Annotated in this window: 23 protein-coding genes; 13 read left to right on the forward strand and 10 right to left on the reverse strand. The window is 63.7% G+C overall.

Annotated elements, in window-relative coordinates:
- Window positions 1-21 precede the first annotated feature (21 nt).
- Window positions 22-423 carry a hypothetical protein gene (locus tag ACH9L7_RS07505; protein WP_396613238.1) on the reverse strand — a complete coding sequence of 134 codons (402 nt, stop codon included), beginning with the start codon at window positions 421-423 and terminating at the stop codon, window positions 22-24.
- A 249-nt stretch (window positions 424-672) separates the two neighbouring features.
- Window positions 673-1,017 carry an ArsR/SmtB family transcription factor gene (locus tag ACH9L7_RS07510; protein WP_396613102.1) on the reverse strand — a complete coding sequence of 115 codons (345 nt, stop codon included), beginning with the start codon at window positions 1,015-1,017 and terminating at the stop codon, window positions 673-675.
- A gap of 510 nt (window positions 1,018-1,527) precedes the next feature.
- Here ACH9L7_RS07510 and mbhE point away from each other — a divergent pair.
- From mbhE to mnhG, 7 genes are read left to right on the forward strand one after another with little or no spacing between them, the layout of a single operon-like run.
- On the forward strand, window positions 1,528-3,933 hold the full coding sequence (mbhE, locus tag ACH9L7_RS07515; RefSeq protein WP_396613103.1) for a hydrogen gas-evolving membrane-bound hydrogenase subunit E: 2,406 nt from the start codon (window positions 1,528-1,530) through the stop codon (window positions 3,931-3,933).
- The gene (locus tag ACH9L7_RS07520) at window positions 3,930-4,406 is read left to right on the forward strand and encodes an MnhB domain-containing protein (RefSeq protein WP_396613104.1); all 477 of its coding nucleotides are present in this window, start codon (window positions 3,930-3,932) and stop codon (window positions 4,404-4,406) included. The genes mbhE and ACH9L7_RS07520 overlap by 4 nt, the downstream gene beginning before the upstream one ends.
- Window positions 4,403-4,741 (forward strand): sodium:proton antiporter, encoded by a 339-nt coding sequence (locus ACH9L7_RS07525; RefSeq protein ID WP_396613105.1) that lies wholly within the window; start codon window positions 4,403-4,405, stop codon window positions 4,739-4,741. The genes ACH9L7_RS07520 and ACH9L7_RS07525 overlap by 4 nt, the downstream gene beginning before the upstream one ends.
- Complete coding sequence (locus ACH9L7_RS07530; RefSeq protein WP_396613106.1) at window positions 4,738-6,453, forward strand: complex I subunit 5 family protein; 1,716 nt, start codon at window positions 4,738-4,740, stop codon at window positions 6,451-6,453. The genes ACH9L7_RS07525 and ACH9L7_RS07530 overlap by 4 nt, the downstream gene beginning before the upstream one ends.
- A complete protein-coding gene (locus ACH9L7_RS07535) occupies window positions 6,453-7,064 on the forward strand; it encodes a Na+/H+ antiporter subunit E (RefSeq protein ID WP_396613107.1) in 612 nt (203 codons plus the stop codon). The genes ACH9L7_RS07530 and ACH9L7_RS07535 overlap by 1 nt, the downstream gene beginning before the upstream one ends.
- Window positions 7,057-7,350 (forward strand): monovalent cation/H+ antiporter complex subunit F, encoded by a 294-nt coding sequence (locus tag ACH9L7_RS07540; protein WP_396613108.1) that lies wholly within the window; start codon window positions 7,057-7,059, stop codon window positions 7,348-7,350. The genes ACH9L7_RS07535 and ACH9L7_RS07540 overlap by 8 nt, the downstream gene beginning before the upstream one ends.
- Entirely contained in the window at window positions 7,347-7,739 is a 393-nt protein-coding gene (gene mnhG, locus ACH9L7_RS07545; RefSeq protein ID WP_396613109.1) for a monovalent cation/H(+) antiporter subunit G, read from the forward strand. Before ACH9L7_RS07540 ends, mnhG begins: the two co-directional genes overlap by 4 nt.
- A 33-nt stretch (window positions 7,740-7,772) precedes the next feature.
- Here mnhG and coaBC read toward each other — a convergent pair whose 3' ends face one another.
- From coaBC to ACH9L7_RS07560, 3 genes are all read right to left on the reverse strand, one after another.
- The gene (coaBC, locus tag ACH9L7_RS07550) at window positions 7,773-8,927 is read right to left on the reverse strand and encodes a bifunctional phosphopantothenoylcysteine decarboxylase/phosphopantothenate--cysteine ligase CoaBC (protein ID WP_396613110.1); all 1,155 of its coding nucleotides are present in this window, start codon (window positions 8,925-8,927) and stop codon (window positions 7,773-7,775) included.
- 86 nt (window positions 8,928-9,013) lie between these two features.
- The gene (locus ACH9L7_RS07555; protein WP_396613111.1) at window positions 9,014-9,793 is read right to left on the reverse strand and encodes an FAD-binding protein; all 780 of its coding nucleotides are present in this window, start codon (window positions 9,791-9,793) and stop codon (window positions 9,014-9,016) included.
- Window positions 9,794-9,830: 37 nt separating this feature from the next.
- Window positions 9,831-10,736 carry a hypothetical protein gene (locus ACH9L7_RS07560; protein WP_396613239.1) on the reverse strand — a complete coding sequence of 302 codons (906 nt, stop codon included), beginning with the start codon at window positions 10,734-10,736 and terminating at the stop codon, window positions 9,831-9,833.
- A gap of 115 nt (window positions 10,737-10,851) precedes the next feature.
- Here ACH9L7_RS07560 and ACH9L7_RS07565 point away from each other — a divergent pair, with 115 nt between their 5' ends.
- From ACH9L7_RS07565 to ACH9L7_RS07575, 3 genes are all read left to right on the forward strand, one after another.
- Complete coding sequence (locus ACH9L7_RS07565; RefSeq protein ID WP_396613112.1) at window positions 10,852-11,388, forward strand: type II toxin-antitoxin system RatA family toxin; 537 nt, start codon at window positions 10,852-10,854, stop codon at window positions 11,386-11,388.
- A gap of 138 nt (window positions 11,389-11,526) precedes the next feature.
- On the forward strand, window positions 11,527-12,864 hold the full coding sequence (gene trkA / locus ACH9L7_RS07570) for a Trk system potassium transporter TrkA (protein ID WP_396613240.1): 1,338 nt from the start codon (window positions 11,527-11,529) through the stop codon (window positions 12,862-12,864).
- A gap of 92 nt (window positions 12,865-12,956) precedes the next feature.
- Entirely contained in the window at window positions 12,957-14,561 is a 1,605-nt protein-coding gene (locus tag ACH9L7_RS07575; protein WP_396613113.1) for a TrkH family potassium uptake protein, read from the forward strand.
- Window positions 14,562-14,586: 25 nt separating this feature from the next.
- Here ACH9L7_RS07575 and ACH9L7_RS07580 read toward each other — a convergent pair whose 3' ends face one another.
- Together ACH9L7_RS07580 and ACH9L7_RS07585 are read right to left on the reverse strand one after the other, a co-directional pair.
- Window positions 14,587-16,248, reverse strand: coding sequence for a TrkH family potassium uptake protein (locus ACH9L7_RS07580; RefSeq protein ID WP_396613114.1), 1,662 nt, complete (start codon window positions 16,246-16,248; stop codon window positions 14,587-14,589).
- Window positions 16,248-16,928, reverse strand: coding sequence for a potassium channel family protein (locus ACH9L7_RS07585; protein WP_396613115.1), 681 nt, complete (start codon window positions 16,926-16,928; stop codon window positions 16,248-16,250). Before ACH9L7_RS07585 ends, ACH9L7_RS07580 begins: the two co-directional genes overlap by 1 nt.
- Before the next feature lie 333 nt (window positions 16,929-17,261).
- On the opposite strand from ACH9L7_RS07585, the gene ACH9L7_RS07590 reads away from it, so the two are divergent.
- Window positions 17,262-18,134 (forward strand): CARDB domain-containing protein, encoded by an 873-nt coding sequence (locus tag ACH9L7_RS07590; protein ID WP_396613116.1) that lies wholly within the window; start codon window positions 17,262-17,264, stop codon window positions 18,132-18,134.
- 39 nt (window positions 18,135-18,173) lie between these two features.
- Here the strand turns inward: ACH9L7_RS07590 and gatA are convergent, their stop codons facing one another.
- A complete protein-coding gene (gene gatA / locus ACH9L7_RS07595; RefSeq protein ID WP_396613117.1) occupies window positions 18,174-19,445 on the reverse strand; it encodes an Asp-tRNA(Asn)/Glu-tRNA(Gln) amidotransferase subunit GatA in 1,272 nt (423 codons plus the stop codon).
- A complete protein-coding gene (gatC, locus tag ACH9L7_RS07600) occupies window positions 19,445-19,723 on the reverse strand; it encodes an Asp-tRNA(Asn)/Glu-tRNA(Gln) amidotransferase subunit GatC (RefSeq protein ID WP_396613118.1) in 279 nt (92 codons plus the stop codon). The genes gatA and gatC overlap by 1 nt, the downstream gene beginning before the upstream one ends.
- Before the next feature lie 186 nt (window positions 19,724-19,909).
- On the opposite strand from gatC, the gene ACH9L7_RS07605 reads away from it, so the two are divergent.
- Window positions 19,910-20,899 carry a transcription initiation factor IIB family protein gene (locus tag ACH9L7_RS07605; RefSeq protein ID WP_396613119.1) on the forward strand — a complete coding sequence of 330 codons (990 nt, stop codon included), beginning with the start codon at window positions 19,910-19,912 and terminating at the stop codon, window positions 20,897-20,899.
- A 64-nt stretch (window positions 20,900-20,963) separates the two neighbouring features.
- Here the strand turns inward: ACH9L7_RS07605 and ACH9L7_RS07610 are convergent, their stop codons facing one another.
- Window positions 20,964-22,403 carry a pyridoxal phosphate-dependent decarboxylase family protein gene (locus tag ACH9L7_RS07610; RefSeq protein ID WP_396613120.1) on the reverse strand — a complete coding sequence of 480 codons (1,440 nt, stop codon included), beginning with the start codon at window positions 22,401-22,403 and terminating at the stop codon, window positions 20,964-20,966.
- A 120-nt stretch (window positions 22,404-22,523) separates the two neighbouring features.
- Between ACH9L7_RS07610 and ACH9L7_RS07615 the strand changes: the two genes are divergently transcribed.
- Window positions 22,524-22,997 carry an NUDIX hydrolase gene (locus tag ACH9L7_RS07615; protein ID WP_396613121.1) on the forward strand — a complete coding sequence of 158 codons (474 nt, stop codon included), beginning with the start codon at window positions 22,524-22,526 and terminating at the stop codon, window positions 22,995-22,997.
- Window positions 22,998-23,004 lie beyond the last annotated feature (7 nt).

Consider the following 23,004-nt stretch of genomic DNA (forward strand, 5'->3'; position numbering starts at 1 on the left):
GCCGGGGAGGCCTCGGTCGTGCTACATACCGCCGAGAAGGTGGGACGCGGTCCGAACGAGGGGTTGCACGTCCTCGTCGGGGTCCACGAACAGTAACATCCCACGGCCGCCGCAGTACACCTGCAGCACGCCGTGGCCGTCTTGCTCATCGAACTGGAACTCGACGCTGTTTTGGACCGGACTGAGTCCGGAGAACAGGCCGCGCTCCATGAACTCCCGGCGCGTCTCTTCGGCCAAGTCGCTCAGATGCTCAATAAGCTCAGATTTACTTCCGAACGACTCGCGAACGGACTCCCCCACGTGGAAGAGATTGAACGCCGTCGCCCCATAGATGGCGACAAGAGAGACATCCCCCTTCGCTGTCTCCCGAATCACGTCCATCGCGACTTCGCTGTCTGGTCCCGGTCCGTTGACGGATGCCATCCGTGCCGGGTCTATTATCATGACTCAACCCCCATGCCCTGACGCTGCGCGTCTCCCTGCCCGGAGCGCGCGCCTGGACTATTCATGGATTCCTGATAGTCAGTTATTGGTATAAATGTAGAGGAGGAATTTCTCGTGCTGAAAAACGGCTTAAATGCTTCAAACGTTTGAACAGACCTCTCAAACGTGATTTTAGAATATCATGTCTGAGACGAATCCCACCCGCAACTCAATCTGTTTGTTGCTCACTCAGTCAGGACTCGTCCCGTCTGGTTCCACCGGGCTGAGAACCTCCTCGTCGGACGAGAGTTCGGCAAAGAATCCCTCGGAAGTGAGCGTGATGACCGTCTCGTCGAACAAACACTCATACCGGCGATAGTGCGTGCCGTCTGCTTCCACCTCGGTCGTCGAGTCAATGAGTCCGTACGTGCTGAGTCTGTCGAGGCGTCGGTACACAGTCGGCAACGAGAGATTGGTGGTTTCCGCGAGTTCCTTCGCAGATTGAGATTCACGTCGGAGTGCAACGAGGAGCGCTCTCCCCTCAGCGTCCCCGAGAATGTCGAGGAGTTCGTCGCTCGACACGCATCCGTCCATCGTGATTCATTTCTCCGAGAGTGTCTATAAAGTAGTTACGCCCCTAGACCCTCCGGACTGGGACGTTCCGATGAGGTACGTGCGGAACGCTACTCCAAGTTCGGAGGGCCGAAACGGGAGGGACGCGGCGATTGCAACAACCCATTGGATGACACGCAACCCCCATTCCACCACCATGGCCGAAGGGGTTGGTTCGATGCTTCCAGAGCCAGGTACCACCACCAGTAGAGCAACGGCTCTCTTCGAACCGTTCGGTCACTGCATACATGGCTCCCGAGCACGGCCGCGTTCGGGTGACTCGTAGACGCCCAATCTCGAGTTCGTATCACACCCTGTGCGCGAGTCGTACTCTAGCATGGTAATAGTGTCCCAAGGATATAAATATCACCCTCATCCAACTTTCGTGGAGCACGGAGTATTTCTTTACAAACGTCCAATTCGGTGCTGAACGACGGCCGGTTGCCACTGGGTTTGATAACACCTAAGTCTGCGCTACCCACAATTTCCCCCGTGCAACCCACACCGGAAGTCGTCCTCGCCGTCGTCTTCCTGCCGTTTCTCGCTGCTGCGTTCACCCCTGCCGTTTATCGGCTTCTGGGGGAGCGCACAGCGTATTTCGCGGCTGCCGTCGCGCTGGTCACACTCGGCCTCGTGACGGACCAATATCTCGCGGGGGCGCATGGAACCGTCTCGGTTGAGTGGATTCCCTCGCTCGGAATCTCGCTGGCGTTCAACGTCGATGGGTTAGCGCTACTCATCTCCTTTCTCGCCAGCGGTGTTGGCGTGCTTATCCTCACCTACTCGGGAGGATACATGCACGGCGAACCGGGCCAGGCGAAATACTATGCGACACTGCTGGCGTTCATGGGGTCGATGCTCGGGGTGGCCCTCGCAGCCGACCTCGTCGCCCTGTTCGTCTTCTGGGAACTGACGAGTCTCTCGTCGTTCATCCTCATCGGCCACTACACCGGCGAGGAGTCTTCCCAGTACGCCGCCAGAAAGTCGATGCTCATCACCGTCTCCGGTGGTCTGTTCATGCTGGTCGGCTTCTTGCTCCTCGTCTGGGCATCCGGTCATGTTCCGGCCATCGAGGGGACGACGTTCAGCATCCCACTACTCGTCGAGCACGCAGACGCAGTCCGCGAGGCGCTTTCGGCCTCCGGTCTGCTCGTCCCCGTGCTCGTTCTCATCGGCCTCGGCGCGGCCACGAAGTCCGCACAGGTTCCGTTCCACGTGTGGCTTCCGAACGCGATGGAGGCACCGACGCCCGTGTCGGCGTTCCTCCACTCCGCGACGATGGTCAAAGCTGGCGTCTATCTCGTCGGGCGCTTCCGTCCGCTTTTCCTCCCCAAGGAGGCGGCGGTCCTCGGCGACTGGACGCTCATATTCGCCGTACTCGGTCTGTTGACGATGACCGTCGCGGCCATCCTCGCCGTCGCTGCGACCGACATCAAGGAACTGCTCGCGTACTCTACGGCGTCCCACCTCGGGCTCATCACCGCGGGCTTCGGCTTCGCCAATAGCTTCGGTGCCGAGGCCGGTGCGTTCCACATCCTGAACCACGCGAGTTTCAAGGCGGCGCTGTTCCTGGTCGCCGGTATCATCGCGCACGAGGCTGGCACCCGCGACATCACCCGGTTGGGCGGCCTTCGAAAACACCTGCCCATCACGGCCGTCATCGCCGTCGTCGCCTCGCTGTCGATGGCTGGCTTCCCGCCGTTCAACGGCTTCTACTCGAAGGAACTGCTGTTCGAGGCGACCTACCACGCCGCCGACCACATGGGTGGCGTCGCGTGGGCCTTCCCGGTCATCGCGGTGTTCGGGAGCGTCTTCACGTTCCTCTACTCCATCAAGTTCGCCTCGCTGTTCTTCGGCGACGAACCCGACGGACTGGGCCACGTCCACCGCCCGCCGATTGCGATGCTCGTCCCGCCGGCGATTCTCGGCGCGCTCGTGCTCGCAATCTCGGCACAGCCGAACCTCTTCATCGAGGGACTCGTCGGCGAAGTGTACGGCAGCGTCGTGCCTGGAGAGGCGCACTCGTTCTCCGTCCACTTCCCGACGAAACTGACGCCGTACGTCATCATGAGTATCATCACTATCGTCGTCGGTGCGGTGCTGTTCCCGTTCTACGACACCCTTCACGACGGTATCAACGCCATCCTCAGCGGTCCTGTCCGCGCCAATTGGTGGTACGACAACTTCGTCGAAGGGTTGACGACCACAAGCGTCGCCGTCATGCCGAAGATTCAGACGGGACTCCTTCGGACGTACGCGACGTGGGGCCTGTTCGGCTTCGTCGCCCTCGCGCTCGGTGGCTACGCGACCGCAGGCGTCCAGATGCCAGCTATCGACGGCATCGGTCTGTCGGCCCCGATTATCCTCGTCCTGCTCGTCGCGCTCGTCGGTGCGTTCGCTGTCGATATCGCCCCGTCGCACGTCGCGGGTGTGCTCACGCTCTCTATCGTGGGCTTCATGGTGGCGATATTCTACATCCTCGCGGACGCGCCCGACCTGGCGCTGACGCAACTCGTCGTCGAGACGCTCGTGTTGGTCATCTTCCTGCTCGTCTTGGACCGCCTCCCGGCGTTCTACGGCGACGCACCCGACCGGTTCGTCTTCATCCGCGACAGCGTCCTCTCGGTGGCCGTCGGCGCGACGGTGTTTTTCACCGTCCTCGTGGCGACGGACGCGAACCCCGACGGGAGCCTGAAACAGTTCCTCATCGACCGTGCTGGCGTTCCCGCCGAACACGGGGCGTTCTTCGCCGACTACGGCGGCGGGTCGAACATCGTCAACGTCATCCTCGTCGACTTCCGCGGGTTCGATACGATGGGTGAGATTTCGGTCGTCGTGATGGCGTCGCTCGCCATCTTGACGTTGATTCGAATGCGTGGCCAGGGTGAGACCCGATGAGCCAGTCAAGTAGCAGTCCGACGACGGTCATCTCGCAGACTGTCGCACGAATCGTCGTCCCGCTCATCCTTGTGACGGCAATCGCACTGCTCTTCCGCGGGCACAATCTGCCCGGCGGCGGCTTCATCGGTGCCGTCCTCGCAGTCGCGGCGTTCGCGCTGGTGTACGTCATCTTCGGTCTCGACTTCGTCCAGCGTGAAATTCTCGACCTTCCTGCCGACGGGTCGGAACAACACCGACTCGTCGAGACCTACCGCTGGATGGCGGCACTCGGCCTCGCCATCGCGGTGGCTTCGAGTCTCGCACCGCTCGCGTTCGGTGCGCCGTTCCTCACGCAGGGCGTGCTCTTCGTCGAGCACCTGCCCATCTACGGCGAACTCGAAGTCGCGAGCGCGTTCGCCTTCGACATCGGCGTCTTCTTCGCCGTCGTCGGTGGGCTCCTCACCATCGTCGGGGAGGTGGGTGACGAATGACGCAGGTCGTCCTCGCGGGCGTGCTCGGCGTCCTCTTTACCATCGGGACCTACCTCGTCCTCCGACGCGACGTGGTTCGCGTCGTCTGGGGAATCAGCATCATCAGCCAGTCGGCGAACGTCTACCTCGTCACCATGGGTGGGTTCGAACACCTCGCGCCCATCCTCTCCGGACACGGCGGCGGTGCCGAGACCACGGACCCGCTCGTTCAGGCGCTGGTCCTCACCGCCATCGTCATCGGGTTCGGGACGACGGCGCTCGCCCTCGTGCTGACCTATCGCGTGTACGAAGAACACGGAACTATCGACATGTACGAACTGGGTGGTAGCAGATGAGCACACTCGTCATCGCACCGCTTCTCGTGGCGCTCGTGACAGCCATCTTGACGCTGCTCACGCGCCCGAGCGACATTCTCCAGCGCACCGTCAGCGTCCTCGGTGCCATCGGCTACCTCGTGGCCGTGGGGGCGCTGTTTGATGCCGTGCTGCTCCCGCTCGGGAGCACGCCCGACATCCTCGTTTATCAGGTGGGCAACTGGACCGCGCCGTTCGGCATCACGCTCGTCGCCGACGGTCTGTCGGCATTCATGCTGGCGCTGTCCGCAATCGTCTCGCTCGTCGCGCTCGCGTACTCGGTGGCGTCGGTCGGCGCATTCGGCCAGCGACTCAGCTACCACCCGCTGTACCACTTCATGATGGTCGGCGTGACGGGGTCGTTCCTCACCGGCGACATCTTCAACCTGTTCGTCTGGTTCGAGGTGATGCTCATGTCGAGTTACATCCTCGTGTTGTTCTACTCCGGGCGCGAGCACACGCGGGCGGCGCTCAACTACGTCGTCCTCAACCTCGTCGGGAGCGCCGTGATGCTCATCGCCATCGGCGGCCTCTACAGCACGACGGGGACGCTCAACATGGCCCACATGGCGCAGCTACTGGCGAATCCAGACCCACACGACGTCGCCGTGCTTCCGGTCCTCGGCCTTTCCGCGGTGCTGTTTTCGGTCTTCGCGCTGAAGGCCGGTCTCGCACCGTTCCAGTTCTGGGTGCCCGCGGCCTACCGCGCCGCGCCCTCGCCGGTAACCGCGATGCTCGCCGGCGTCGTCAAGAAGGTCGGCGTCTACGCCATCATCCGACTCATCTTCACTATCTTCGCCGCGGGGTCGTTCGACCTCGCGTTCCTCGGCATCACCGGGGACTCTGTGCTGGGCTTCTTCGGCCCGGTGCTGTTCGTCATGGCGACGGCCAGTATCTTCCTCGGCGGTATCGGTGCGGTCGGCCGCGACGACATCGACGGTATCCTCGCGTACTCGTCTATCAGTCAGGTCGGCTTCATCGTCCTCCCGCTGGCGATTGCGGCGACGGCTCCGACCGAGGCGATTCAGGTCCTCGGCGTCGCCGCCGCACTGGTCTACGCGTTCAACCACGGTCTCGCCAAGAGCCTGCTGTTCCTCGCCAGCGGAACGATTCAGGATGTCGTCGGAAGCGACCGACTCTCTGACCTCGGCGGTCTCGCCGACCGGGCACCCGTCCTCGCGGCCGGGTTCTTCCTCGGGTCGCTGACGCTCATCGGCGTCCCGCCGCTGTCCGGCTTCTTCGGAAAGTACCTCGTCTTCCAGGCGGGTGCGGAGTCGCTCGCTGCTGGTGGTGCGGGTGCTGCGCTCGCTCTCGCTGTCGCCCTCGCCGGTGCGATTCTGACCATCGCGTACTACACCCGCGCGTGGAACGCGGTGTTCTGGGGTCGCCCCAGCGAACTCGTCGATGTCGCACTCCCCGCCCGCTGGACGATTGGTGGGAAGGACGTGGCCATGACCGACGGCGGTGACGGTCTCGACCGTCTCGAACTCACCACGCAGGTGACCGCCGTCGCCATCCTCGCCGTCGCCGCCATCGGGTTCGGTATCGGCTTCGAGGCGGTCTTCGCCGCGGCCGACGCCGCAGCACACGCCGCTACTGACACGAATACCTACGTCGATGCCGTGATGCACGGACCCGGTATCGGCGCTGACGCCGGTACACATGCCGGTTCCGGAACGGGAGGTGGACACTGATGACTCGCCGCTGGCCGGTCACCGGTGTCTTATTGGCCATCCTGTGGCTGTTCGTTCGCGGCGTCGAACTGACGCCCCAGCGACTCCTCGAAGAGTTCCTCATCGGACTCCTCGTCGGGATGGGCATCGCGTTCTACTTCCGGCGCTTCTACAGCGACGAGGCGTCGGTCACTCGGAGCATTCGCGTCGCGCCGTACGCCGCGTTGTACCTCCTGACGTTCCTCTGGGAGCTTCTCACGGCGAACGTCGACGTGGCGCGCCGGACGCTGTCGCCATCGATGCCCATCGAACCGGGTGTCGTCGAGGTGCCGCTCCGCGTGCGGACGTCGCTCGCCATCACCACTATCGCGAACAGCATCACCCTCACACCGGGGACGTTGACAATGGACTACGCCGCCGACACGAACACGTTGTACGTACACAGTATCGACGGAAGCGACCACGAGGCTATCCTCGAACCCATCCGTCGCTGGGAGGACTACGCCCTCGTTATCTTCGACGAGGAACTGAAGCCCGGCGACCCGGCACCGCAGGTCCAGCCTACGGAGGCCGCAGAGGACACCGAAACGGCCTCCGCCGCCGCAACCGCAGGAGGTGAGTCCCATGGCTGACCCGGCGTATCTGCAGTGGCTCGAACTCGTCCTTCACGGGGCGCTCGTCCTCGCGGCGGGCCTGACGCTTCTCGTGAGCTATCGGGTCATCCGCGGGCCGACGGTCCCCGACCGGGTCGTCGCGCTCGACACCATCGGGACGAACGTCGTCGCCATCGCGGTGCTGTACGCCATCTGGTCCGAACAGGGCTTCTTCGTCGGCGTGAGCCTCGTGCTCGCTATCATCGGCTTCATCAGCACGATTACCGTGGCGCGGTACGTCACGGAGGGGGACATCATCGAATGAGCGCCGAAAGTGCGGCCGCCGTCACGGTCGGCCCCCTTCGCGCGGCGCTCGTGGGCCTGCTCGTCCTCGTGGGGAGTTTCTTCCTCCTCGTCGGGACCATCGGCCTGCTTCGGTTCCCCAACGTCTACAACCGGCTGCACGCCACCTCGAAGGCGACCACCCTCGGGGCGGCATCTATCGCACTCGGTGGAACGGTGTACTACCTTCCGCACGGCGACGGACTGATGTTGCTCGTGACGGTGGTGTTCCTGTTCCTCACCGCCCCGACTGGCGCGCACATGATTTCGCAGGCCGCCCAGCGCATGGGCGTGCCGTTCGTGGACGGCGTCGAGTGGCCCGGTAAGAAAGACGACGTAATGACCGGAACCGGTCGCGACGGCGGCGACTGACACGCTGGCGCGGTCCGACCTCGGCCGGTTTTTCTACAGTTCTCGTTCGAGTTCCGAAGCGACGCGAGCGCCGAGTTCGGCTTTTGAGCCGGCAAACTCGCCGATGTCGTCGTCTCGGACCACGAGCGCGCGCGTCTCGTCGGACCCCATGACGGATGCGTCGTTGGCGACGACGAACGCGAGTCCGACGCGGTCTTTGATTCTGCGGGCCTGTTCGACCATCGCGTCGTCGTCGCCCGATGTCTCGGCTTTGAATCCGACGATGGTGAGGTCCGGATGCGAGTCGCGCACCGTGTCGATGAGTTTCGGAGACGGTTGCAGGTCGAGCGTGATGGCGTCACCGGAGCGAATCTTCTCGTCGGCGGCCTCGACGGTGAAATCCGAGACGGCCGCCGCGGAGACGAGCGCGTCCGCACCCGCGTCGACGGCATCTTGGACCGCGTTGAGCATCTCGGCGGCAGACTCGACCGAGTTCACGTCGGCGTAGTGAACGTCGTCGCCGTCGTGGACGAGCGTCACGTCCGCGCCGCGAATCGCTAATGCCCGGGCGACGGCGCGCCCGGTTCGCCCGGACGCGCGGTTCGAGAGCGTCCGGATGGGGTCGATAGACTCGGTGGTTGCCCCGGCGGTGACGACGACGGACTTCCCGGCGAGCGTCTGGTCGGTCGTCACCGTTGCGACGCCCGTGATGATAGCCTCTTCAGTGGCAATCTTGGCTTTCCCCTCTTCGATACGCGGGTCGACGAACTCTACGCCCCACGACTCGACGCGCTCGATGGCCTCCAGCACGCCCGGATGGTCGTACATGGGTTCGTGCATCGCCGGTGCGACGACGACAGGAACGTCGGCCCCGAGCGCAGTGGTCGCACAGGTCGTGACGGGCGTGTCGTCGATAGCGGCGGCCATCTTCCCGACAGTGTTGGCCGTCGCGGGCGCGACGAGGAACACGTCCGCCCAGCCCTCGCGGCCGCAGAGTTCGACGTGTTCGACGCGGCCGGTTATCTCGGTGACGACGTCGTGCTCGGTGGCGAACTGCACGGACCACGGGTGGATGATTCCCGTTGCGGCGTTCGACATCACCGCACGAACCGACGCCCCCTGACGGCGGAGTTCGTGCGCCAACTCGACGACCTTCACGGCCGCGATGCTCCCCGATATCCCGAGCGCGACGTTGACACCTTCCAGCATTCACTCCTCTCTGCGCCCGCTATCGATTAAAAAGATTCGCGTCTGGGGTGGTGTCCGACCACCGTCGATGCTGCAACCAACCGGTTTTACTGGTCGAGACGGCCGAGTTCGTCCTCGACGAGACTCGGGTGGGTCCGCTGCGGGTCAGGGTGGTCGTCGTCGAAGAACTCCTGCATGACTTCGCGCGACTCACGCTCGCGGCGGGCGCGTTCGTCGGCGTCGATTTCCTCGCACGCCGGTGGGACCTCGCGGCCGCGGCCCGTGAAGTAGCCCTCGGGCGCGACCCAGTCGTTGTAGAACGCCGTACCGGAGTCGTGAACCAGCGTAATCGCCGTCTCCGCGGCGTCGCCCGCGGCGACGACCGTCTGGTGGTAGATTTCGGTGAGTCGCCCCGCCGCGTAGAGGCCGGGGACGGCGGTCCGACCGAGGTCGTCGACATCGACGTAGGTCTTCGACCCGGCGCTCCGGAGTTCGACGCCGGTGTCTTCGAGATATGATGCGTCCGACCACGAGGCGGCGATAACCCGATACGCGGTAACGGTCTGTTCACCCTCTCCGGTTTCGACGGTCGCTCGGAACAGCGGGTCGTCCTCGGTTCCGAGTACGTCGAGGTCGATGACGAGACCGGTCAGGCGGTCGGCACCGGCGCGTTCGGCCTGCTCGGTAAGTAGGTCGGTGAAGAGTCTGCTGTTGACGCCCGCGGGGAACCCGGGCACGTTTTCGAGGTGTGCGTTTCGTCGGACGATGGACTCGCCCGCGTTCACGACGAGCGTGTCGAGGCCCGCACGAGCGAGGAAGGTCGCCGCGGTGAGACCTGCGACACCCCCGCCGACGACGAGCGCGTCTCGCGGATTCGTCTCAGACATGCGCGCCGCTACACCCCCCGAAAATAAAGGTTCGCCGTTAGTCGCTTTCGCCCGGTCGCTCCGACCGGAGTGGCGACCCGGCGTCGTTCAGCCATCGGTTTTCGACGGCGTCGACGCTGACGAGACCGGACGCGTCGCCGCCCGCCGTCGCCTGCAGGCGGAGTCGCCACCGGGAGTCAGACAACGCCTCCCCGTCGAGGAACCGAATCGACTGGTCGGGGGCGCGCCGAAGCAGGTCGACCGCGATGGGGAGCGTCGGCAGTCGGCCGGTCCGCTCGGCGAGCGCGTAGTTGCCGAACGTGAGTTCCCACGTCTGCGTCTCGGTGCGCGCGAGGGGCCGGAGCGTATAGCCCTCGATGAACGCGGCGGATTCGAGGTTGCAAAGCGTCTTTTCCACCGGATTCGACATCGGCCCGGCGGCGAGCGCGTCGGCCGCAGTTTCGACGACTGTCGTTTGCTCGGGGGCCGACAGGCGAACGTCCATCTCGCTCATTATGCTCCACAACATGGTGAGACAGAAGTCGTCCCGGTCGGAGACGACTTCGGCCAGCGTGAGGTACGTCTCCATCGCCGCGGTTTCGACACTCCGCAGTCCGGTCTCGGAGAGCGCCTCGAAAACCGACCCGGCGATGTCGTGACAAAACGAGATGTACCGTGTGCGCTCGTCCGCGGGGGTGGTCACGAGCGACGATACCGGCCCCTTCGAGACCTCGTGCACCAACGGGTCGTAGTACGGGACGGCGGGGTCGTACCGCCGGAGCGCCGCGCGATAGTTCGTCGCGAGTTCGACCGCTTCGCTCGCGGCCTCCCGGTCCGGAAATCGAAGCCCGGAAACGACCGCTGGCTCGGTTCCTAATCTCCCACACACCACCATGTAGTCGCCGTCGGGACGTGACAGAGACTGCATCTCTGACCGGATGTCCCGAAGCGTCCCCCCGACCATTTCGCTCATAGGTATCGACAGGTGCCGATTATAGATTCCGATGTTCGTGACAGTCCCGTCCCCGACCCCTCGGCCGCCCACAACGCTTAGTTACCACCACTCGAACCCAGTTGTCGTGGACGAGATAGCCGTCAGCACCGTCGTCTACGTGCCCCCCGATGAGGTCTACGAGTTCCTCGTGGACTTCCCGCGGTATGCAAACTACTCAGAGCACCTGACCGAGGTCCAGCAGTTCGGCGACGGGTCGCCCGGAACGCGGTACCAACTCCGATTTGCGTGGTGGAAGCTCACCTACACCGCCGAGTCGCAAGTGACAGGCGTTGACCCGCCACACCGAATCGACTGGTCGATTACGAAGGATATCCACGCGGAGGGTCACTGGCGCACCGAGGAACTCGACGAACTCCCCGACGACGCGCCCGAACACACCGAGACGGCCACGCGGGTCTTCTTCGAAGTCGAATATGACACCCGAACCGTCTCCGCCGGCGATATCGACCTGCCGCGGTTCGTCTCGCTCGGGTGGGTCGTCGGTAAGGTTCGGCCGGTCCTCCAGAAAGAGGCCGAGCGCATCGTCGAGCGCATCGTTGCCGACCTCGAAGGCGAACCTCGCCGGGTCGAACTGAAGATTCACAACCATCCCGATGACTGAGCTGACCGCCGACATGTCTGCGGCCTCGCCCTCGACGGGAGCGAGTGGCGTGGGCACAGTCACCGCCCCGGCCACCGAAGGGAAATGCACATACCCACAGCCGGACCAACCATGGGGTATGACAGGGGCTGGTCCCTCGTGCGCGTAATCATCGTCGGCGCTGGACAGGTCGGCTCGTCGATTGCCGCCGACCTCGACGACACGCACGAAGTCGTCGTCATCGATTGCGACGCCGAGCGGGCGGACGAACTGAACTACTCGCTCGACGTGCTCGCGATTCACGGCGACGGAACATCCGTCGAGACGCTGGAAGACGCCGGTATCGAGCGCGCAGACATGGTCATCGCCTCTACGGACGACGACGAGACGAACATCGTCGTCTGTTCGACCGCCAAGGCGGTCTCCGACGCGTTCACCATCGCTCGCGTCAAGAACACGGAGTACCTCCGGACGTGGCAGCGCTCCGCGAAGGCCTTCGGCATCGACTTCATGGTGTGTACGAACCTGCTCACCGCGGAGTCCATCGTCCGCGTCGTCGGCCTTCCGGCAGCGCGCGACGTGGACTCCTTCGCTGGTGGGCAGGTCCAGATGGCCGAGTTCGAAATCGGCGAGGACAGCCCCGTGGCGAACCAGACGGTCCGCGAGGCAGACCGATTCGACTCGCTCACGTTCGCCGCGATTCTCCGCGACGGAGAAGTGACGATTCCGCGCGGTGACACCGTCATCACCCCCGGCGACCGCGTGGTGGTCATCGGGAGCCCCAAGAGCGCCCAGGAGTTCGCAACCGCCATCGCCCCCGAGGAACCGCCCGGGACCGCCGAGGAAGTGGTCATCGTCGGTGGGAGCGAAATCGGCTACCACGTCGCCCGCCTGCTCGAAGACCGCGGCTTCAAACCGCGACTCGTCGAACACGACAGCGAACGCGCCCGCGAACTCGCCGAACTCCTCCCCGGAACCATCGTCATGGAGAGCGACGCGACGGACGTGGACTTCCTCGAACGCGAACATATCGGCGACGCCGACCTCGTGGTCGCGGCGCTCGACTCCGACGAGAAGAACCTCCTCGTGTCGCTTCTGGCCGCCCGTCTCGGTGTCGAGCGAACCGTCGCCGTCATCGACACGACGCCGTACGTCGAACTCTTCGAAGCCGTCGGCGTCGATGTCGGGGTGAGTCCCCGGGAAGTCGTCGCCGAGGAGATTACGCGCTTTACCCGCGAAGGCGGTGCCGAGAACATCGCACTCATCGAGTCGGACAAAGCGGAGGTTCTCGAAATCGAAGTCGACCGCGACAGCGTGCTCGCCAATACACCGATTCGCGAGTCGATCGCCGCGCTACCCGAGGGCGTCGTCATCGGCGCAATAACGCGCAAGCACGAGTTCATTACTCCCCGCGGTGACACGGTCATCGAACCCGGCGACCACGTCGTCGTCTTCGTCGATAGCACCGTCGTCGGCGACGTGTCCGCGAAACTCTGAGTCTCTCGGTAGCCATCGCCGCGACACGGGGTGTCGCACGCGGCATGAACCCGAACAAGCAAAACCCCGGCGCACGGAACGTTCTGCCACGAATGAAACTGCGTGTCGACTATCGGGCAAGCCTCCGTCTCGTGGGGACCGTCCTGAAGTATCTCGCTGTCCCCCTCTCCTTCCCGCTCGTCGTGTCTCTGTACTACGGTGAGTCGGTCGTTCCGTTCGTCATCACGATGGGACTCACCGTGCTCGTCGGGAGTGGATTCGAGCGCCTCTCGGAGTCCCCCGATATCGGTGCCCGCGAGGGGTTCTTGATGGTTGCAGCGACGTGGTTTGCCGTCACCGTGGTTGGCGCGGTTCCGTACCTCATCGAGGCCAACGGCATCCCGTTCGTCGTCGGCCCGGTTCACCCCGAATCGACACTTGCCAACCCCGTAAACGCCCTGTTCGAGAGTATGAGCGGCTTTACGACGACCGGGGCGACCGTCCTCGGTGACATCTCTTTCGAGTCACACACCCGCGGCATCATGATGTGGCGACAGCTCACCCAGTGGCTCGGCGGGATGGGTATCGTCGTCCTCGCCGTCGCGATTCTCCCCGAACTCTCGGTCGGTGGCGCACAACTGATGGACGCAGAAGCGCCCGGCCCCGGTATCGAGAAACTCACCCCGCGCATCGCGGAGACGGCCCGCGCGCTGTGGGGCGCGTACCTCGGCCTCACCGTCCTCGAAATCGTCCTCCTGTACAGCCTGCACGTCACCGGACACGCCCCGAATATGGACGTGTACAACGCCATCGCCCACGGCTTGACGACGATGCCGACCGGCGGGTTCTCACCCGAAGCGCGGAGCATCGAAGCGTTCTCCGCCGCCGCGCAATGGATTATCATCCCCTTCATGGTCGCCGCAGGAACTAACTTCGCGCTCTTCTGGCACGTCCTCACGGGCGACCCGAAGCGACTCGTCCGCGACACCGAGTTCAAGTTCTATCTCGGCATCATCGGCGTCATCGCGGCGATTCTCGCGTCCGTCCTCTTTCTCGGTGAGGGACTCATGTCCGTCGCTCCCGCGGGTGAGACGTACGACCAACTCTACCTCGAAGGCGTCCGAACCGCCATCATCGGTGGTTTCGAGTCGTCGCTTCGGCAGTCGCTCTTTCAGGTCGTCTCTATCGTCACGACGACTGGCTACGCGAGCATGGACTTCAACGCGTGGAGCGCACCGACCCAGTACGGCCTCTTGTTCGCCATGTTCATCGGCGGGTCCGCTGGTTCGACCGGCGGTGCCGTCAAAATCGTTCGCTGGTACGTCATCCTGAAATCGCTTCGCCGGGAGTTGTTCACCACGTCCCACCCCGATGCGATTCGCCCGGTTCGACTCGCAGGCCGCGCCGTCGACGAGCGCGCCATCCGCGGCATCTACGCCTTTACGCTCCTGTATCTGGTCATGTTCTTCATCTCGACGGGACTGATTCACCTCAATACCGCCCGAACCGGGCTGGAAATGAGTATCCTCGAATCGATGAGCGCCGTCGCCGCAACGCTCGGAAACGTCGGTCCCGGATTCGGTATCGTCGGCCCGATGGGGAGCTACCTCGACTTCTCCAACAGTTCGAAGCTCTATATGGTCCTTCTGATGTGGGTGGGCCGGTTGGAGATTCTGCCGGTGCTCGTGCTGTTTACGCCCGAGTACTGGCGGCGATAGGCGGGTCAAAAGCTGCTTTTGAACGCTACGGGTTCAATCCGTAGAGGACAGACCGGAAGAACACCAACACGGGGATGATTTCGAGGCGGCCAATCCACATGTTGAAGAGGAACATCGTCTCGGCGTAGGGGCTCATCGACGGGCCGGTGATGCCCGTGGAGATACCGACGTTCCCCTGTGCGCTCGCAACTTCGAAGAGCGCGTCCGCGTAGGTGAACTCCGGTCCGGCGAGGTTCACGAGGAGGATACTGGACGCGACGAGCAAGAGCACCCAGAGCATCGAGACGATAGCCGCCTCGGAGAACTCACGTTCCATCTCGGACCGAGAGAGGCGGCGACCGTTCATCTCGATGTTGACGACGGTGCTTTCGGGCAGGAACACGCGAGAGAACTGCCACTGGATGCCGCGAGAGATAGTGTATCCGCGAATGATTTTGATGCCGCCGACGGTCGACCCGGCAGCGCCGCCGAGGGTCATCGCGCCGGAGAGAAGCAGTTTCCCGCCGTCAGACCACTGGCCGAGGGGCGCGGCTTGGAACCCCGTACACGAGAGCGCGCTCACCCAATGAAACGCCGAGTCGCGGATGGCGTCCGCTCCCGGCCCGCCGACGACGCCCGCGAGACCGAAGTAATCGGTTGTTTCGACGAACGCGCTTCCGGCAGTCGCCGGAAGGGAGACGAGATTCTGGAGCGTGACCCCCGCGATGCCGACACCGAAGATGATGAGCAACCACCGAGTCTGGAGGTCCGTCCACAACTTGTCGACGTCCCGGTTCCGAAGGATGGTGTAGTGGACGGGGAAGGCAATTGCGCCGAGCGCCATGATGGGAAGCAACACCGTCTCGATGAGCGGCGAGTCGTACGTCCCAATCGAGTTGTCGGTGACGGCGAATCCGCCAGTCGAGAGGCCGGTCATCGCGTGATTGAGCGCCTGCCACGCGACTTCCCAGAGCGGGAGGGTCGAACCGTACGCGCTCGCTCGAATGGCGAAAAAGAGGACGACCACCGACAGCAGGGTGTAGCCGACGAAAATCTTCCACACCGTTCGAACGGTGGAAACGACGCTCGGGTGAATCTTCTCCTCGCGGGCCTCGCCGCGGTAGAGGGCGTAACTCCCGCTCCCCGGTCGAGAGAGAATCGAGACGGTGAGGACGATGACGCCCACGCCGCCGACCCACTGGATGAGAGAACGCCACCACTGAATCGTCCGCGGCAGCGACGGTTCGTGGATACCCATCGTGAGTCCGCTGCCGGTCCACCCGCTCATGCTCTCGAACAGCGCGTGCAGCGGGTTGCGGAAGTAGACGAGACTCGACTGGGTGTACTCCACACCGGCGGGGACGAGCGCCGAAAAGACCGCGTCGGGGGCGAAGTGCGCCGTGAGGTAGAACGGGAGCGACCCGAACGCGGCGGTTGCAAACCACCCGGCCGCCGCGATAATCATCCCGTGTTTCATCCGCGGCGCGGGGGCCGACTGGAAGGCCTTTCGAGCGCCCAAGCCGACAGCGGCGGTCGCACCGGCGGCGATGAAAAACGCGAGCGCGGCGTACCACTCACCGAACCCGACGGCGACGAGCACCGAGGCGGTCATCAACACCGACTCCATGGCAAGGAGCGACCCGACATCGCGGGCGATGACCGCAAGGTCGGCGGGCCATCCGGCGACGGTTCGGCCGCGGCGAACCATCAGTGGTCCTCGTAGTGGCCGAATACGTCCGTCACGTCGGGCGTCGCACCCTGGCCGGAGTAGACGGTTACGAGGTCACCACCGTGGATGGTCGTCCCGCCGCGCGGCGTGACGGGGTCTTCGTCGCCATCGCGTTCGACCGCGACGATGAGCGTATCTCCGTCGAGAAGGTTCTCACGGGCCGCATCTTGTATGGTCAAGCCCGCAATCGGCGCGTCCTCGTCGACGCGGATTTCGAAAACTTCGGCGTGTTCGCCGACCCGCATGTAGTCGACGATAGAGGGGCGTTTCACTGCGCGGTAGAGGTACTCTGCGATGAGTCGCTGCGGGTTCTCCATCGTGTTGACGCCGATTTGGCGGTAGAGACTCATGTGCTCGGGGTTGTGGACGACCGAGACGATATCGGGGATGTTCAGTTCCGTCGCCAACAGACAGACCATGATGTTGGTCGCGTCCTTGTCTGTCGTCGTGATGATGGCGTCGGCGCGGTCCGCTCCGGCCTCCAAGAGCGTCTGTTTGACAGTCGCATCGTCGTTGAGGACGAGACAGTCGAACGTTGCTGCGGCCTTCTCAGCTTTATCCTCGTCGCGCTCGACGACGACCACCTCGTTGCCACCCTTGGTGGCAATCTCTATGAGCGGCGTCCCGATGTTGCCAGCACCGACGACGATGATGTACATGACGTTCCGCCGTGGGCGTCGGGGCGTGGAAAAACTATCGGCATGCCGGTGCGTTTTCGGCTCCCGAAATGTGTGCTGTCCTCGCTCTCGATTGGGGAGTGGACCTCACGCACGTTTTGGAATCCACAACGGCGGCACGGTCGGGGCCATCGAGAGGAACGCCATCTGAGAAACGTCGGTCCCGACACGGTGCTCGAAGCGGGCCACCGCTACGTCCTCGCGATGGAGTCGAACGCGGCGAACGAAGTGATGAATCTATTCCGGGGATGAGTCCGCTCCCCGGCCCGACAACACCCTGAAAGCTTATTCCGAGACGTGTTCGGAGTATGAGTTATGCCCTCCTCCACACCCTCCCGACGAGAGGTGCTCAGTCTCAGCGGTGCGACGCTCGCCCTCCTCACAGGGTGTCTGAGTAACCCGACGGCACCCGGAGACGAGTCGCCCACGACCGAGCAGTCCCCGGTCACCGGGACGACGAACACGACGACGACGTCCGAACCGGGCGACGTGACCGTCTCGAACGTCCAGATTACCCCCGAACTCGTCGCCCTCGACTCGCCGGACTCCATCGGGACGTTCGGCGACCGAGACGAGCAGTTCGTTCTCGTCACCATCGCCGTCGATGGCGGGTCCGGACCTCCGGTAGACGCGTTCTCGCTCTCGACGGAGAATCAGACCTTCTCGCCGACCCCGACCGACGACTTGCCGGCGTACGGTCGGCTATGGTCCCGTGGGTCCGCATACGGGGCTGGTGACGAAGAACGCACGTCGGGGTATCTCGTGTTCAGCGTTCCGAAGCCACTCGACGCGACGACCATCGACTTTCAGGGTCCGGGTGGGAAGTTCGAACTCGGCGCGGACGCCCGCTCGACGCTCGCCCGCCCGCCAACCGACTTCGCTGTCACCGAGGTCTCCGCCCCGGAGAGCGTCGAAAGCGGCACTGAGGTGACCGTGTCGGCGACGATAGAAAATACGGGGTCGGCCGACGGGACGTTCGTCGCCGCGCTCAACCGAGTGGGACCGCTCATCGCCTACGCGCCAGTCAAGCGCGTCGAAACCGAACTCGCGGCCGGGGAATCGACGACGTGGACGTATACATACACACCATCTCTCGACGGGAGCACCGACTCACGACCAATGAACTTCCACCTCAACTGGCGTGGCGGGTCTGTCTCGACCGAGACGACGGTCGAACCACCGTCGTAAGAACGACGTGGCCGCACGGGACGGCCGCCGCCGTGAGAATCAGTTCTCGACCGCAGACGCGGCGCGGACGATTGTTTCTTCGCCGAACTTCGGGCCGATGAGTTGCAGTCCGACCGGAAGCCCGTCGGTCTCGCCCGCGGGGACGGAAATCGCGGGGAGGTTCGCGAGGTTCACCGGGACGGTGTTGGCGTCGGCGAGGTACATCTGTAGCGGGTCGCCGAGGCTCTCGCCGAGTTCGAACGGCGGAACAGGCATCGTCGGCGACGCGAGCACGTCAGCGTCCTCGAAGGCGGCGTCGAAGTCCTGTTTGACCCACGCGCGGGCGTCCTGTGCCTTCGCGTAGTACTTGTCGTGGTAGCCAGCGGAGAGCGCGTACGTGCCGAGGAGGATACGGCGCTTGACCTCGGGGCCGAAGCCTTCCTCGCGGGCGCGGGCGAACGCATCGTTCCAGTTGCCGTCGTAGCCGCCGGATTTGCCGTAGCGGACGCCGTCGAAGCGCGCGAGGTTCGAAGAGGCCTCGGACATGGCGATGACGTAGTAGGCGGCGACCGCCTTCTCGGTCGAAGGCATGCTGACCTCGTGGTACTCGGCACCCTGTGCTTCGAGTTCGTCGAGGGCGTCCCAGAACGCGGCTTTGACACCCTCGTCTGCGCCTTCGACCAGTTCGGTCGGGACGCCGATGGTGAGGCCATCCACGTCGCCGTCGGCTGCTGCGGCGTAGTTCGAATCTTCGCCTTCGTCGCGGGTCGTCGCGTCGTACTCGTCGGGACCGGCGATAACGTCGAGCAGCGCGGCGGCCTCCTCGACAGACGGCGCAATCGGGCCAATCTGTTCGAGGGAGTTCGCGTACGCCACGAGACCGTAGCGGGAGACGAGACCGTAGGTCGGCTTGATGCCGACGACGCCACAGAACGCGGCGGGACAGCGGATAGAGCCACCAGTGTCGGTTCCGAGCGCGAGGTCGGCCTCACCAGCGGCGACGGCGGCCGCGGAGCCACCGGACGAACCGCCGGGGACGCGGGACTCGTCCACCGGGTTCTTGGTTGGGCCGTAGGCCGACGTTTCGGTGGTGGTCCCCATGCCGAACTCGTCCATGTTGGCCTTGCCGACGATGGTCGCACCGGCCTCCTTGAGGAGTTCGACGACCGTCGCGTCGTACGGCGGGACGTAGTCTTCGAGCATGGCCGACCCACAGGTGGTCCGAAGACCCTCGGTCGAGATGTTGTCCTTCACAGCGATGGACTTCCCGGCGAGCGGGCCGTCCTCGTCGCTTTCGACCGTCTCCTTCGTGATGAATGCGTTCAGCGACATCAGGACACCCGTGGACCTTTGAAGAAGCCGTCTTCGGTCTCTGCGGCGTTCGAGAGCGCCTCCTCTTGGGTCAGTCCTTCGCGGACCTCGTCGGCGCGCATCACGTTCACCAGTTCGTCCTCGCGGTCAACTTCGGGGACTTCGTCGAGGGCGTCGAAGTATTCGAGGATATCCGCGAACTGCGTCGCGAACTCCTCGACTTCGTCCTCGTCGAGGTCGACCCGTGCCAACTCGGCGACGTGTCGCACCTCGTCGGCATCGACGGGCGTATCGCTCATGTATCGGAGGTGTCGGAGACCGGGAGTAAGGGTTTCGGTGTCGCCGTTTCGACTGCGAACCCGGGGGCGACCCGGATGGCGGCGATTCGACCCAATTTCGTCCTTTCTTCGCCGTCAGATATAAGTAAGCGGCCTCAATACAAATGGGTGAGAACGACCGTTCCAGTTGCTTCTCTCGCACACAAGATGACAGAAAGTGTTCGACGCTTTACGACAGAGAGCGCGCGCGTGCGCGACAAGAACAAAACCGAAACCGAAGACAGTCGAGAGCACACTCTCGAGTGCCCCGAATGCGAGTCTGAGACCTTAGTGTCCGACTCGGAACACGGAGAGACCGTCTGTGACGACTGTGGTCTCGTCGTCGAAGAAAACGAGATAGACCATGGCCCAGAGTGGCGCGCGTTCAACTCTTCGGAGAAGAACCAGAAGTCCCGCGTCGGTGCTCCGACGACCAACATGATGCACGACAAGGGGCTTTCGACCAACATCGGGTGGCAGAACAAAGACGCCTACGGCCGGTCGCTGTCGTCTCGCCAACGCGAGAAGATGCAGCGACTTCGGACGTGGAACGAGCGCTTCCGCACCCGTGACTCGAAAGAGCGCAACCTGAAGCAGGCGCTCGGCGAAATCGACCGCATGGCCTCCGCGCTCGGGCTTCCCGAGAACGTCCGCGAGACTGCATCGGTTATCTACCGACGTGCCCTCAACGACGACTTGCTCCCCGGCCGCTCCATCGAGGGCGTTGCCACGTCGTCGCTCTACGCGGCCGCCCGCATGGCCGACACACCCCGCTCGCTCGACGAGATTACGAGCGTCTCGCGCGTCGAGAAGGACGAAATCGCCCGGACGTACCGCTATGTCGTCCGTGAGCTAAAACTCGAAATCAAGCCCGCCGACCCCGAACAGTACGTCCCCCGATTCGCCAGCGAACTCGGTCTCTCGGACGAACCTGAGCGCCGTGCCCGACAGCTCCTGAAGAACGCAAAAGAACAGAGCGTCCACTCGGGCAAGTCCCCTGTAGGCCTCGCCGCCGCCGCCGTCTACGCCGCGTCGCTTCTCACCAACGAGAAGGTGACGCAAAACGAGGTTTCCGACGTTGCAAACATCTCCGAAGTGACCATCCGCAACCGCTACCACGAACTTCTCGAAGCCGAAGAGCAGGCGCAAGTCCCCTAATACGGTCGCGTTTTCGCTCAGTCGAAATCCTCACACGAGGCGAGGACAGACGCTCCAGCAGACATCATGGCCGCTCCGCCTCTAGTACGTCCTCAACCGAATCGAGTAGACGGTCGATGGTCGCTTCGTTGGTGAACGGATTCAACGGGACGACCCGAAGCCACCGGCTATCTCGATAGGTCGGCAACGACACGAATACGTCGTATTCTCTGTGGAGTTGCTGCTGAACTCGACTATTCAACTCGTCCCGCTCGCCCTGTGGACACCACTCCGGTACGACCCGGAAACACACGATGTTCGTTTCCGGTTCGGTGGCCAGTTCGAGGGCGTCGTTGTCGGCAACTCGGTCACGAAGACGATTACCCAGTCGGTAGCTCTCGTCGATTAACTGTTCGAGCCCGGTGCGACCGAGATGCTGGAACGTGAGCCAGAGCTTCAGGACGTCCGCTCGGCGGGTCCCCTGAACGCTCACCTCCCCGAGATTTGGCAACACGTCGTCACCACGCATGTACGGTGCGCCGATGCGGAAATGCTGTTGTAAGTCCGCTCGGTCCGCGAACAGCGACATCGCACAGGTCTTGGCCACGTAGCACCATTTTTGCGGGTTGAACGTAATTGAATCTGCGGCTTCGATGCCTCGAAGCCGACCCCGTTCGTTCTCGGAGAACACGAGCGCACCGCCGTAGGCGGCGTCAACGTGAAACCAGAGGCCGTGTTCGCGTGCAACATCCCGAATTTCGGGGAGTGGGTCGATGTTTCCAGTGGTCGTGGTTCCGGCCGTTGCGACGACACAGAACGGTGCCCGGCCCTCTCCTTCCGCCCGTGTAATCGCGCGCTCCAGCGCGACAGGGTCCAACCGGGAGTTTTCGTCCGTCTCCACCGCAACGATGGCATCAGTCCCGAGGCCGAGTAACATCGCCGCTTTCTGGAGGGACGTATGCGAAACTTCCGAAGCGAATATCACCGGCTCGCGGTCGAATCCTGTCAGCCCTTCCTGTTGAACGTCGAACGCCTTGTTTCGGGCGACCGCTAGCGCGTGGATATTCGCGAGGCTCCCACCGCTGGTAAGGACACCGCCCGCGTCGGCTCCGAGCCCGAACTCGGTGGCGATTGTCCTAGTCACCTGTGCTTCGAGTTCGGAGAACACCGGTGACATCTCCACACTCAGCATGTTGTTGTTGACTGCTGAGGTGACGAGGTCACCCAGCACCGAAACTGTCGTCGGAGTCGTGTCCATGTGCCCGACGTATCCCGGATGTGCAGGATTCATCGACCCGTCGACGATGTCCTCAAGTTTTTCGAGGAGTACGTCGAGTGGCTGCGGAGTCTCGGGAATCTGAGCCGATGGAGTCTCTTGGTCGTCCGGTAGGGGTGACCGATGTGCGGCCGTCGAAAGCTGCGTGAGTAGCCGGTCGAAGACTTCCTCGGTGAGTTCTCGAATTGCCTCACTGTTCGCACCGCTCGGGTCAACGAATGCGTCTCTCGGGAGGGGAGAGCGGTCCATATGGGACTTCATTCGTGCAGGAATGGCTTGAAGAACGGGGGTTGCAAAGCGATTTGGTGGTCACCGTGGGTCGGCGCGTGTTTCCGAAACACCGATACACCTCCCTCGATAGCGTCGCTCATGGAGACGACCCGACACTTCACGGCCACTGTCTACATCGTCAACGACGGCGCTGTCGCCCTCCACGAGCACAAACGCCTCGGCATCCGCATTCCACCGGGCGGGCACGTCGATAGGGACGAACTCCCGCACGAGGCAGGTCTGCGCGAGGTGCGCGAAGAGACGGGTCTCGAACCGGAACTCATCGACGACACGCCTGACGTACCCGCTCCCGACGGCGAAGTGCTTCCCCGGCCCCGCGAGCAGATGCTCTACGACATCAACGTCCACGACGACGGGTCGGTCGGCCACCAGCACATCGACCACATCTACTATGCCCGCGTCGGGTCGCGAGACATCGACCCCGCACCGGGTGAGGAGGGTCCCGAAGTCTGGGAGTGGTACGACCGCGAGGACCTCCGCGAGAGCGACCTCGACCCCGACACGGTACAGTTCTCGCTGGCGGCTATCGAGGCGGTCGAAGCCGCGAGCTGAGAAAACG

Origin of the sequence: Haloferax sp. S1W (assembly GCF_044593955.1) — an archaeon.
Taxonomy (GTDB): Archaea; Halobacteriota; Halobacteria; order Halobacteriales; family Haloferacaceae; genus Haloferax.

Coding starts and splice junctions, on each gene's coding strand:
- ACH9L7_RS07505 (WP_396613238.1), bottom strand. CDS start 423: ATGGCATCCGTCAACGGACCGGGACCAGACAGCGAAGTCGCGATGGAC.
- ACH9L7_RS07510 (WP_396613102.1), bottom strand. CDS start 1,017: ATGGACGGATGCGTGTCGAGCGACGAACTCCTCGACATTCTCGGGGAC.
- ACH9L7_RS07520 (WP_396613104.1), top strand. CDS start 3,930: ATGAGCCAGTCAAGTAGCAGTCCGACGACGGTCATCTCGCAGACTGTC.
- ACH9L7_RS07525 (WP_396613105.1), top strand. CDS start 4,403: ATGACGCAGGTCGTCCTCGCGGGCGTGCTCGGCGTCCTCTTTACCATC.
- ACH9L7_RS07530 (WP_396613106.1), top strand. CDS start 4,738: ATGAGCACACTCGTCATCGCACCGCTTCTCGTGGCGCTCGTGACAGCC.
- ACH9L7_RS07535 (WP_396613107.1), top strand. CDS start 6,453: ATGACTCGCCGCTGGCCGGTCACCGGTGTCTTATTGGCCATCCTGTGG.
- ACH9L7_RS07540 (WP_396613108.1), top strand. CDS start 7,057: ATGGCTGACCCGGCGTATCTGCAGTGGCTCGAACTCGTCCTTCACGGG.
- mnhG (WP_396613109.1), top strand. CDS start 7,347: ATGAGCGCCGAAAGTGCGGCCGCCGTCACGGTCGGCCCCCTTCGCGCG.
- coaBC (WP_396613110.1), bottom strand. CDS start 8,927: ATGCTGGAAGGTGTCAACGTCGCGCTCGGGATATCGGGGAGCATCGCG.
- ACH9L7_RS07555 (WP_396613111.1), bottom strand. CDS start 9,793: ATGTCTGAGACGAATCCGCGAGACGCGCTCGTCGTCGGCGGGGGTGTC.
- ACH9L7_RS07560 (WP_396613239.1), bottom strand. CDS start 10,736: ATGGTCGGGGGGACGCTTCGGGACATCCGGTCAGAGATGCAGTCTCTG.
- ACH9L7_RS07575 (WP_396613113.1), top strand. CDS start 12,957: ATGAAACTGCGTGTCGACTATCGGGCAAGCCTCCGTCTCGTGGGGACC.
- ACH9L7_RS07580 (WP_396613114.1), bottom strand. CDS start 16,248: ATGGTTCGCCGCGGCCGAACCGTCGCCGGATGGCCCGCCGACCTTGCG.
- ACH9L7_RS07585 (WP_396613115.1), bottom strand. CDS start 16,928: ATGTACATCATCGTCGTCGGTGCTGGCAACATCGGGACGCCGCTCATA.
- ACH9L7_RS07590 (WP_396613116.1), top strand. CDS start 17,262: ATGCCCTCCTCCACACCCTCCCGACGAGAGGTGCTCAGTCTCAGCGGT.
- gatA (WP_396613117.1), bottom strand. CDS start 19,445: ATGTCGCTGAACGCATTCATCACGAAGGAGACGGTCGAAAGCGACGAG.
- gatC (WP_396613118.1), bottom strand. CDS start 19,723: ATGAGCGATACGCCCGTCGATGCCGACGAGGTGCGACACGTCGCCGAG.
- ACH9L7_RS07605 (WP_396613119.1), top strand. CDS start 19,910: ATGACAGAAAGTGTTCGACGCTTTACGACAGAGAGCGCGCGCGTGCGC.
- ACH9L7_RS07610 (WP_396613120.1), bottom strand. CDS start 22,403: ATGGACCGCTCTCCCCTCCCGAGAGACGCATTCGTTGACCCGAGCGGT.
- ACH9L7_RS07615 (WP_396613121.1), top strand. CDS start 22,524: ATGGAGACGACCCGACACTTCACGGCCACTGTCTACATCGTCAACGAC.